Below are 10,351 nucleotides of genomic sequence, written 5' to 3'. Positions count from 1 at the left end.
ACACCACTCGAAGCCCTGCAAAACCACCACGAGCTCGGACTCGCCGCATAAAAGGACAGCGAACAAGGCGTCCGGAAAACGCGGGGCACCTCAGACCACTCCGGGGCAACTCGCCGACTTCGCCACGGTCCTCGCTGCGAACTGGGACCCGCCCGCCGCCAGGGTGCGCCGGTTCTTCGCCGACGCCGACGACTTGGCGTTCACCGCCGACTGCCCCGCCCGCTACCTGGTCGGCTACGTCGACGGCCGTCCCGTCTGCTCGGCCGAGGTCTTCCCGTACGCGGGCGTTGCCGGGATCTACAACATCGCCACGCCTACCGCCGCCCGCCGCCGCGGCTATGGCGGCGCCATCACCCTGGCCACCCTGCACACCGCCCGCGACGCGGGCTACGAGACCGCAGTGCTGCAAGCGTCCGCCGACGGCGAACCCGTCTACCGCGCCGCGGCTTCACCGCCTGCGGCCACTTCACCGAGTACGCCATCATCCCCTGACCGGTCACAGCAGCCGCCCCCGCTCCTCGCTCCCGACATACCCTCGAACGAAACCCGCCGGACGGGGACCGGCCGCAGGAACCGGGCCGGGCTGCCGGTGACGGGAAGGGGCGCCGTCCGCTGCGCGGCCCCCTCGGCATCCAACAGCCCGACCTTCGTGCGAGGGGGATCCCCTGTCCTCCTCGCCCGGCCCGCAATCTGGAGAACGCCCGCATCGCCGACCGCAGCATCGTCCTCGACTTCGAGAAGCGGTCGTTTCATCCTGGTGTCGTTTCGGTGTGGTGGAGTGGGTGCGCGGGGAATCCGTTCCTGCGTGCGCCGAGGACGATCGCGAGAGTCGGTAGCAAAAGCGCGAGGGCGCTCCAGCCGAGGTAGCTCGCTCCGGGGCCGCCGAGCAGGAGTCCACCGAGGATGCCGCTGCCGGCGATGCCGGTGTTCCAGCCGGTCACGAGCAGGGATTGGGCCACGTCCCCGGCCGCACCGGCCGCTTCGGCGACAGCGGTCTGTAGCAGGGTCGCCGTGCCGCCGAACGCGAGTCCCCACAAGGCCGTGCCGACGAAGACCGGTACGGGGGAGCCGGTGAAGACTCCCAGGAGCAGAGCCGCCGTGGCGAAGAGGGCGCAACTGGTGATCATGAGGGTGCGCAGGTGCCGGTCGACGAGTGCGCCGGTGATCCAGATACTCGCCAACGACAGCACTCCGAAGGTGAGGAGGACGGCGTCGACCCGGTCCGCCATGCCGAGCGAGTCGAGGAAAGGCGCGATGTAGGTGTAGAGGGTGTTGTGCGCGAGTACGAAGGTCAGCGTCACGAGGAGTATGGGGGCGACACCCGGGATACGCAGAGTGCGGGCGAGCGGGAGCCGGGACTCCTTGGGCCGTCCCGGGAAGTTGGGAACGGTAACGACGATCCAGACGATCAGTCCCAGAGTGGCCGCGGTCGTGAGTCCGACGGCGAAACGCCAGCCGACGACTTTCGCGAGGAATGCGGCGCCGGGTACACCGACCGAGAGCGCGACGGGAGTTCCCGCCATCGCGATTGCCATGGCCTTGCCGCGTTGTTGCGGGGCGACCATGCGACGGGCGTACCCGGCGAGCAGGGCCCAGAGCAGTCCCGCGACGACACCCCCGATGAACCGGGAGGCAAGCGTGAGGGGGAAGTTGTGCGAGAGGGCCGTGATCGTGTTGGTCACAGCGAATCCCGAGATCGCGGTCAGCAGCAGGTGTCGGCGCGGCCAGCCGATGGTCGCTCGCGTCAGGGGGAGAGCCGACAACAGCGCACCCAGGGCGAAGGCCGTGATCGTCTGACCGGCCGCCGACTCGCTCACCCCCAGGTCGTGGCTCATGGCGGGCAGTACTCCGGCGGGCATCGTCTCGGTCAGGAGAGTGATCAATCCTGCGGTGCCCAGTGCCAGCAGCCCCGAGAGGGGAAACCGTGGGACAGGGGTGGCAATCGACGTGGTGCGATCCGTTCTTGGCATGGCCATACGATCAAGGGATGACATTAATGTCAGGGTCAAATCGATGACTTGCGCCGTTCGTGGGGGAGGTTTGCGGGTGAGGATCGGTGAGCTGTCGAAGCGCACGGGTACGCCGGTGCGGATGTTGCGCTACTACGAGGCGCGGAATCTGATCGTGTCGGAGCGTCTGCCCAACGGATACCGGGACTACGACGACTACGTGGTCGATCGGGTCCGCCAGATCAGGGGTTTGCTCGACGTCGGCCTGCCGACGAGGATCATCAGGCAGATTCTGCCGTGCCTGGACAGCCCTCGAACGATTCACATGCCCTATCTGACGCCGGACATGGTTGCCACCCTCGAGCAGGTACGCGATCGCATGGCCGAGAAGATCGAATGCCTCACGAAGAATCACACGGCCATCGGCGACTACCTCCGCGCAGCCGGTCTCGACGCCGAAGCAAGCTGACGGCACGCCTCGGACAACAGACCGGGCAAGGCCGTCCCCTTCGGATCACCTCGCACCCGGAGAGCCCGGCGCGAGCCCCCATCACGTGCGCGGTTTGACCGAGTCGGCGATGTCGACGATGGCACGGGAAATCGCGTCGAGTTCGGGCTCGCTCACGCCTCCCGTCCCCGCAGCGAGATTTTGCATGTAGATTCCGTCGATCGCGCCCACCGCGTAGCGTGCCAGCAGCGTGACGTCCCTGTCCTCGAGGTCGACCGCTCGCGCGAGCTCGTCGGCGAACGCGCTGATGAAAGCCTGATAGCTGTCGGCCGCGTGTTGCTCCTTGTGCTTGGTGCGCAGCGCCCACAGCAGCAACTCGTACTGGGCGATGGCCAGTTCCCGCTCGGTTCGCAACAGGTTCTGGAACCGGCCGATCAGTGAGCGCACGATCTCCCGGCAGCTGTGGGCCTGCGCCGATTCGGGGCTCGATTCTATGATCCTGGTGCGCAGCGCGTCGTCGACCGCCGCGTAGATCTCGCCCTTGCCCTTGAAGCTGTAGTGCAACGCGGCAAGGTTCACTTGGGCTTCGTCGGCGATCCGTCGGGTGGTCGCGGCGGCGAGCCCGTCACGAGCGATGACCCGGGTGGCCGCCTCGACGATGCGCGAGTGCCGTTCCGCCGCCGTCAGGTATCCCATATCCCCACCATCGCCCCCTGTTCGTCCTGGTCACCACGCCGTACGAGCGCGACGGCCAGGTTATCCGGGCGGCGACGGATACCGCGTCCGCCCATGTGCCGACGGCATGGCGCGCGGGTCGACCCCGCCCTGTTCGCCACCCGCTCGGCGGGCCGTGCCGCGTGGTCTCGGCGCCGATCGTACGCACCTATTGACGGAATCCCGACCCCCACTTTAATGTCAGTCACCTGACTCTAGTCAGTCGACTGACTGGCATTGGATATGTGACTGCCCTCCTCCTCGCAGCCAGTCGCCCGCAGCGTTCCGCTACCCACCGGTCCGCGGGGATGCCGGCGACCCCCTCGTCCGCGCAGTCCCCGCTCCCGGCCGGGACACCAGAGAGAAGGCCCCATGACCGACACCCGAGCGGCGGCGGATCCGCGTCCGCCCGTCCCGGACGGCATCGACGAACCCCTTCGTCCCGCTCCGACGGTGACCACCGAAGCCGACCCGACGCCGATCGTGCGGGCCGTGGCGACCCGGATCCGCGTGGCGCTGCGCAGCGCCGGCGGTCGCGGCGCCCTGTACCGCCTTCCCGGACCGGGCCCGATCGTGCTGCGTTCGAGCGTCGACACCCAGCGCGTGACGCTGACCCGCACCGCCGAGGGCCTGCACCTGGACACACCCGCCCCCGCCACACCGGCGACGACGCTGGACGTCGACCCGTTCGCCCTCACCGTGTCGTCCGCGAACGCCGACGCGCTCGCCATCGAGGCCGTCTCGGCCCTGGTGAACCCCGAACCACCGGCCCTCGCCGCCGCCGGCCGCGAGTTCTGGGCGCTGTCCGCCTCGCTGCCCGGCATGCCCGGCCTCGTCCTGCACGCCCTCGACACCGGCGAGGTGGTGCGCGTCGGGCCCCAGGAGCGGCCGTACGAAATTCACGGCAGCGACCTGGATCTGCGCCGGTTGACGGCCGGGTTCGACTGGCTCGTGCACAGCGTGCGGGCGGGCCGGTTCGCCGTCGACGGGACGCACCGTCAACTGTCCGTGGTCACCGGAGCCTCGATGAAGGCGGTCTACGATGTCTGATTCCCCCACCGTCGCCGAGCGGATCGACGCCGACGCAGTACGGGTGTACCGCGCGCAGACCGTGACCCTGGACGGTGTGCTCGTCGGAAAGCACCTGTCGCCGCGGAAGTTCGTCTCCGGAGCGGAGTCCGGGTGGGGCTTCGCCGACGTGGCCCTCGCCGTCGACCTGGCCAACAGCGCCCAACTCGGCTTCGATTTCGGCGACTGGCGCGGCGAGATGCGCGACGTGATCCTCAAGCCCGACCTTGACACCCTCGCCCCGGACGCGGCGCTGCCCGGACTCGCCTCGGTGATGTGCGATCTCGTCGACAGCACCGGCACTCCGCTTCCCGTGTGCTCACGATCCACGCTCAAGCGGGTGATCGGGGAACTCGCCGCGCTGGGCTACACCGGCAGGGCCGCCGTCGAGATCGAGGCGACCGTCTTCGAGGAATCCGTCGAACAGGCCAGAGCCCAGGGCTTCAAGAACCTGCGTCCCCTCGGCGGTACGCACGGGGGCATCTACGTGCTCAGCCGCTCCAGGGACTTCACCACGCTGCTGGACGCGATGGCCGCGCGCATGGACGAGGCCGGCATCCCGTGGGAGGGCTGGGCCGACGAATCCGCGCACGGCCAGATCGAGATCAACCTGCCGCCCACCGACCTGCTCACCGCCGCCGACCTGTACGTGCGGACCAAGCAGGTGATGCGCGAGGTCGCCTACGAACACGGGCGCACCGTCACGTTCATGGCCCGCTGGTCGCCGGACCAGTACGGTCAGGGCGCGCACATCAACCTCTCCCTGCGACGGGACGGCGAGGACGTCTTCGTCGACCCCACCTCACCCGGGCAACCGTCCGAGACGATGCGGCACTTCATCGGCGGTGTGCTGCGCACGCTGCCCGCCGCAAGCTCCTTCCAATACCCGACGGTCAATTCCTACCGGCGGATCGTCGAGTTCGACGGGCCGCCGACGACCGCGACGTGGGGAGTGGACAACAAGAGCACCGCGGTGCGCGCGATCTGCGGTTCGGCGAAGCTGACCCGCGTCGAGTACCGGGTGCCGTCCGCCGACGTCAACATCCACCTGGCGATGGCCGCGTTCCTCGCCGGCGGGGTCATCGGGCTGCGCGAGCGCGTCGATCCCGGCCCGGCCTGCACCGTCATGGCCTGGGGCATGCCCCAGGGGGCGCCGCGGCTGCCGGCCACGTTGTCACAGGCCGTCGCGGCGCTGGCCGCGGACTCCGAGCTGACCGAGATCCTGGGCGCCGAGTTGGTCGACTACTGGATCGGCACCCGCCGTTGGGAATGGCTCCAGTTCCACACCACCGGGGGAGACCCCGAGGCCGGCGTCTCGGACTGGGAACTCGAGCGCTACTTCGAACACGTGTGACCCCACAAAGGGGAGGACCCCGATGAGGGCCGCAGTACTCAACGCCGCCCCCGGTCGGCTCGACGTCGAAGACCTCGAACTCGACACACCCGGCCCCCGGGAGGTCGTGGTCCGCACCGCGGCGGTCGGTCTGTGCCACAGCGACCTGCAGTACATCGACGCGCACTGGTCCACCGCCCTGCCCGAAGTCCTCGGGCACGAGGCGTCCGGCGTCGTCGAGGCGGTGGGCACCGAGGTCACCGCCGCGGCTCCGGGTGATCACGTGGTCACCTGCATGACGGCCTTCTGCGGGCGCTGTCGATACTGCGTCGAGGGACGGCTCACTCTGTGCGTCGACCATGCCAGGCTCCGCACCCGTCCGCGCCCGGCGTTGCTGAACCATCGCGGTGTCGCGGTGGGAAGGATGGGCGGGATCGGTGCCTTCGCCGAGACGATGCTGGTGCACGAGAACAGTGTGGTGCCCATCGGCCGAGACATCCCCTTGGACCGTGCCGCCCTGCTGGGTTGCGCCGTGATCACGGGAGTCGGCGCCGTTTGGCACAGCGCTCGGGTGCGGCCCGGAGCGACCGTGGCCGTGATCGGTTGCGGCGGCGTGGGGCTGGCCGTCGTTCAGGGCGCCCGTCTGGCGGGCGCCGGCCGGATCATCGCGGTCGACATCGACGAGCACAGCCTGGAGCAGGCGCGTCGGCTCGGCGCGACCGCCGGCGTGAACGCGAGCACCGAGGACGTCGTGGACGCGGTACGGCGCCTGTCGTCGGGCGGCGTCGACTACGCGTTCGAGGCCATCGGCCGGGGCGCCACCGTCGAGCAGGCGTTCGCCGTGCTCGCACCGGGCGGTGTCGCGACGGTGCTGGGCATGGTGCCCGACGACCAACCCCTGCGCATCACCGCCTCGGAGCTGTTCTTCCGGGAGAAAAGGCTGCAGGGCTCGCTCTTGGGCTCCCATCACTTCCCCGCCGACATCCCCCGCCTGACCGAGCTGTACGCGCAGGGCCGTCTCGAACTCGACGGCATGATCTCGCGGCGGATCGGCTTCGACGACCTCGAATCGGGTCTGGCGTCCCTGCGTGAGGGAGGGGTGAACCGTGTCGTCGTGGAATTCGCCTGAGCGGCCGCGACGGCCGCTGATCGGGATCACCGGTCGGCGCGCGAGCGCCGGACGGCTCGACGTCGAACCCCGCTATCGCACCCGCGAGTTCGACATGCACTACGCGGACTTCGCGGTGCGACTGGCCGAGACGGGCGCCGTCCCGGTGCAACTGCCCTATGAGGCGGTCGGCCGGGACCTCGTGGATCGGCTCGACGCTCTCGTGGTGTCCGGAGGCCAGGACGTCCACCCCGCGACGCTGGGCATCGACGCACCACCCGCCGATCCCGACAGCGATCCCCGCCGAGACCTCCACGAGATCGCGTTGATCACCGACGCGATCGAACGGGGGATGCCACTGCTCGGCGTCTGCCGAGGACTGCAGATCCTCAACGTCGCGCTCGGGGGCACGTTGATTCCCGACCTCGCCACCGGCGCGATCGACCACCGATCGCCCGGAAGGGGGGTCGCCGACGAAACCCACGATGTCCGGTTCCGGGCCGGGTCGACCATGGCCGGGATCCACGGAGATCGAACCCTGGTGAATTCGCTGCATCACCAGGCCGTCGACCGGCCCGGCTCGGGACTGACCGTCACCGGGTGGGCCCCCGACGGCGTCGTGGAAGCCGTCGAGCTGGGCGGCGCACCGGTGGTCGCCGTGCAGTGGCATCCCGAGTGGCGCAAGCACGATCCGATCTTCTCCTGGCTCGTCCGCGCGGCGGCATCGGCGCACAAGGAGGAACTCCATGGAACTGCGTGAGTATGCCCACACCGACGCCACCGGGCTCAAGGACCTGCTGGACCGGCGCGAAGTCACCCCCGGCGAGGTGTTCGACCTGGCGCGCGCCGCGATCGAGCAGGTCGATCCGGTGCTCGGCGCCGTGGTCGGGGAGGTATTCGACGAGCCTTTGGCCTACGCGTCGTCGGGGCCGTTCGGCGGTGTTCCCTTCGCCGTCAAGGACCTGCTGTGTACGGCGGCGGGGGTGCGGAACGAGAACGGCAGCGCGTTGATGGCCGGACACGTGTCGCCGCGCGACTCGCACCTCATGGCGCGCTGGCGGACGGGCGGGCTCGCCGTGCTCTGCCGTACGAGCACACCGGAATTCGGCTTCAGCGCGACGACCGAACCGGCGACGCACGCTCCCACCCGCAACCCCTGGAATCCGGACCGCGTGGCGGGGGGATCCAGCGGCGGATCCGCGGCGTTGGTGGCCGCGGGGGCGCTTCCCTGGGCCCACGCGAACGACGCGGGAGGATCGATCCGTACGCCGGCCGCCCTGTGCGGTGTGGTCGGGCTCAAACCCTCGCGCGGTCTCGTGCCCCCCGGTCCCGACGCGGACGAACCGCTGTTCGGCCTCACGGCAGAGTTCGCCGTCACCCGAAGTGTCAGGGACGCCGCGGCGCTGCTGGACTTGGTGCACGGAAGCGCGCCGGGCGACCGCTACCACCTCCGGCGCCGAGCTCCGGGTGAGTTCGTCGCCGCGCTCGGGCATCGGCCTCGCGGCCTGCGGGTGGCCGTGTCCACGGGCTCGCCGGACGTGCGCGCCGACGCGGCCGTCGCAGCCGAGGTCGCCCGGGTCGCCGGGTTGCTGGAGGAGTTCGGCGGGCGCGTGGAATGGGCGGAACCGGTGGTCGACGACGAACGCCTGCGCGATCTCCACTTGACGTTCTGGTCCGCCTCGATCGCCGACACCCTCCGAGCGCTGACCGGCGGGCAGGACGTGGAGGACGCGCTCGCGCTCGTGGAGACCGCGACCGCGGCGATGGTGCGCCACGGGCTGTCGCTGCGGTGGCAGGACGTGTCCCGAGCACGCGCCTACCAGAACGAACTCACCCGCTCCACAGCCGACTTCCTCGACGGGTTCGACCTGGTTCTGTCCCCGGTGACGCGATCCACGGCCTGGCCGATCGGTGAACTCGACTCGAACCGACCCGGCATCGACGCCCGTGGCTGGGTGGACACGCTGTCGCGATACTCGCCGTTCACCGCCGTCCACAACGTGACCGGTCGGCCGGCGATCTCGGTGCCCACGGGCATGTCCGCGGGACTGCCCGTCGGGGTCCAACTGGCGGCGGCACCGGGCCGTGAAGACCTGCTGCTGGCCGTGGCCGCGCAGCTCGAAGAGGCGGCCCCCTGGCACGCACGCGTTCCGCCCGTCCACGCGGGCGGCTCCCGGGCCGTGCCGCGGCCGGGCCGCCCCGCGGCCGAGAACCGAGCCGAGAACCGAGAAGGCGAGGGACGATGAACACCCGAGACGAGTGGACCCGGTTCGCGTCGGCGCTCACCGTGCCGTCCGCGATGTGGCTGGACGGACAGTGGTGCGACGGCGCCGACGGCGCTCGACACGACGTCGTGTCACCTCACACGGGGAAGGCCGTCGCGAGCGTCCCGATGGCCACACCCGCAGTGGTCGACCGGGCCGTCGCCGGAGCGCGTACGGCATTCCGGGACGGGCGATGGTCCCGGATCGGCGCCCGGGAGCGGGGCGCGGTGCTGCGCCGCTGGGCGGATCTGATCCACCGGCGCCGAGACGAGCTCGCCGCGCTGATCACCCTCGAGATGGGGAAGCCGGTGATGCAGGCACGCGACATCGAACTGCGCGCCGTCGAGGCGACGTTTCGCTGGTACGGCGAAATCGCCGACAAGTTGCTCGACGAAGCCCCGCGGGGCCTGACCGACGCCGTCGCGCTGGTCGCCCGCGAGCCCGTCGGGGTCGTCGCCGCCATCACGCCGTACAACTTCCCCCTCACCCTGAGCGCTTGGAAGATTGCGCCGGCCCTGCTCGCCGGCAACAGCATCGTGGTCAAGCCCGCGACCCAGTCGCCGCTGTCCCTCCTGCGACTGGCCGAGCTCGGCTCCGCGGCGGGCCTTCCCGACGGCGTGCTCCAGGTCGTCACCGGTGCCGGCGCCGGCACCGGGTCGGCCCTCGCACGGCACATGGACGTCGACTGCCTCACGTTCACCGGATCTCCGGAGGTCGGCAAACGGTTGCTCACCTACTCCGGGGAGTCGAACGCGAAAGCGGTGCACCTCGAACTCGGCGGCAAGAGCCCGCAACTGGTGTTCGCCGACGCGCCGGACCTCGCCGAAGCCGCGAGAACCGTAGCCTGGGCGATCACCTTCAACGCCGGCCAGATGTGCACGGCGGGCTCCCGGCTCCTGGTCCAGGACACCATTGCCGAACGGTTCGTCGCGGACGTGATCGCCGAGATCGAGAACACTCCGATCGGCGACCCGTTCGACCCCTCGACCCGGATCGGCCCGGTCGCGAGCGCACAGCACCGCGCCGACATCCTGGCGCACGCCAGGACCGCCGTCGCGCAGGGAGCGACGCCGGCGCTGGGCTCCCTGAAGGCGCGGGAGGGCGAGGGTTCGTACCTGGATCCGATCGTATGCACCCACGTGCGGCCCGAGCACGACCTGTTCCGGCAGGAGGTGTTCGGATCGGTCCTCGCGGTCACGACCTTCACGGACGCCGACGAGGCGATCCGGCTGGCGAACGATTCGCCGTTCGGACTCGGGGCCGGCCTGTGGACCTCGAACCTCTCCCGCGCGCACCGCCTCTCCCGGGAGCTCGACGCCGGACTGGTCTGGGTGAACTGCTACGAGGAAGGGGACCTTTCGGTGCCCTTCGGCGGTCGCAAACTGTCCGGCCACAGCGTGGACAAGAGCATCCACGCCCTCGACAAGTTCACGTCGACGAAGACGACGTGGATCCGTCTCTGACCGA

The 10,351-nt window shown here is 70.1% G+C and carries 9 protein-coding genes and 1 pseudogene; 8 read left to right on the top strand and 2 right to left on the bottom strand.

The genetic code is table 11. The annotated features are described in order from the left end of the window. Positions 1–94: 94 nt before the first annotated feature. Positions 95–492 (top strand): annotated as a pseudogene (locus ACH4U8_RS43040) (GNAT family N-acetyltransferase); the annotation flags it as partial. 257 nt (positions 493–749) lie between these two features. Here ACH4U8_RS43040 and ACH4U8_RS43035 read toward each other — a convergent pair. Further along, positions 750–1,976, bottom strand: a complete 1,227-nt coding sequence (locus ACH4U8_RS43035) for an MFS transporter (protein WP_395783907.1) — start codon at positions 1,974–1,976, stop codon at positions 750–752. A gap of 70 nt (positions 1,977–2,046) precedes the next feature. Between ACH4U8_RS43035 and ACH4U8_RS43030 the strand changes: the two genes are divergently transcribed. After that, complete coding sequence (locus ACH4U8_RS43030) at positions 2,047–2,418, top strand: MerR family transcriptional regulator (protein ID WP_395783903.1); 372 nt, start codon at positions 2,047–2,049, stop codon at positions 2,416–2,418. Between the two features lie 81 nt (positions 2,419–2,499). Here ACH4U8_RS43030 and ACH4U8_RS43025 read toward each other — a convergent pair whose 3' ends face one another. Beyond that, the gene (locus ACH4U8_RS43025) at positions 2,500–3,093 is read right to left on the bottom strand and encodes a TetR/AcrR family transcriptional regulator (protein ID WP_395783901.1); all 594 of its coding nucleotides are present in this window, start codon (positions 3,091–3,093) and stop codon (positions 2,500–2,502) included. 390 nt (positions 3,094–3,483) lie between these two features. Here ACH4U8_RS43025 and ACH4U8_RS43020 point away from each other — a divergent pair, with 390 nt between their 5' ends. The 6 genes from ACH4U8_RS43020 to ACH4U8_RS42995 are packed head-to-tail and all read left to right on the top strand — an operon-like array spanning position 3,484 to position 10,347. Continuing rightward, positions 3,484–4,161 carry a hypothetical protein gene (locus ACH4U8_RS43020; protein WP_395783899.1) on the top strand — a complete coding sequence of 226 codons (678 nt, stop codon included), beginning with the start codon at positions 3,484–3,486 and terminating at the stop codon, positions 4,159–4,161. Then, the gene (locus tag ACH4U8_RS43015) at positions 4,154–5,533 is read left to right on the top strand and encodes a glutamine synthetase family protein (protein ID WP_395783897.1); all 1,380 of its coding nucleotides are present in this window, start codon (positions 4,154–4,156) and stop codon (positions 5,531–5,533) included. Before ACH4U8_RS43020 ends, ACH4U8_RS43015 begins: the two co-directional genes overlap by 8 nt. Positions 5,534–5,555: 22 nt before the next feature. After that, the gene (locus tag ACH4U8_RS43010; RefSeq protein WP_395783895.1) at positions 5,556–6,641 is read left to right on the top strand and encodes a Zn-dependent alcohol dehydrogenase; all 1,086 of its coding nucleotides are present in this window, start codon (positions 5,556–5,558) and stop codon (positions 6,639–6,641) included. Then, positions 6,619–7,380: a gamma-glutamyl-gamma-aminobutyrate hydrolase family protein gene (locus ACH4U8_RS43005; RefSeq protein ID WP_020553835.1), complete on the top strand. Its 762-nt coding sequence runs from the start codon at positions 6,619–6,621 to the stop codon at positions 7,378–7,380. Before ACH4U8_RS43010 ends, ACH4U8_RS43005 begins: the two co-directional genes overlap by 23 nt. After that, entirely contained in the window at positions 7,367–8,866 is a 1,500-nt protein-coding gene (locus ACH4U8_RS43000) for an amidase (RefSeq protein ID WP_395783893.1), read from the top strand. Before ACH4U8_RS43005 ends, ACH4U8_RS43000 begins: the two co-directional genes overlap by 14 nt. Next, positions 8,863–10,347, top strand: a complete 1,485-nt coding sequence (locus tag ACH4U8_RS42995; protein ID WP_395783891.1) for an aldehyde dehydrogenase family protein — start codon at positions 8,863–8,865, stop codon at positions 10,345–10,347. The genes ACH4U8_RS43000 and ACH4U8_RS42995 overlap by 4 nt, the downstream gene beginning before the upstream one ends. The last annotated feature ends 4 nt before the right edge of the window (positions 10,348–10,351 follow it).

The sequence above is a fragment of the Embleya sp. NPDC020886 genome, from assembly GCF_044333915.1.
In the GTDB taxonomy this organism is placed as follows: domain Bacteria; phylum Actinomycetota; class Actinomycetes; order Streptomycetales; family Streptomycetaceae; genus Embleya.
This window is presented reverse-complemented; position numbering and strand designations above follow the sequence as displayed.

Coding starts and splice junctions, on each gene's coding strand:
- ACH4U8_RS43035 (WP_395783907.1), bottom strand. CDS start 1,976: ATGGCCATGCCAAGAACGGATCGCACCACGTCGATTGCCACCCCTGTC.
- ACH4U8_RS43025 (WP_395783901.1), bottom strand. CDS start 3,093: ATGGGATACCTGACGGCGGCGGAACGGCACTCGCGCATCGTCGAGGCG.
- ACH4U8_RS43020 (WP_395783899.1), top strand. CDS start 3,484: ATGACCGACACCCGAGCGGCGGCGGATCCGCGTCCGCCCGTCCCGGAC.
- ACH4U8_RS43015 (WP_395783897.1), top strand. CDS start 4,154: ATGTCTGATTCCCCCACCGTCGCCGAGCGGATCGACGCCGACGCAGTA.
- ACH4U8_RS43010 (WP_395783895.1), top strand. CDS start 5,556: ATGAGGGCCGCAGTACTCAACGCCGCCCCCGGTCGGCTCGACGTCGAA.
- ACH4U8_RS43000 (WP_395783893.1), top strand. CDS start 7,367: ATGGAACTGCGTGAGTATGCCCACACCGACGCCACCGGGCTCAAGGAC.
- ACH4U8_RS42995 (WP_395783891.1), top strand. CDS start 8,863: ATGAACACCCGAGACGAGTGGACCCGGTTCGCGTCGGCGCTCACCGTG.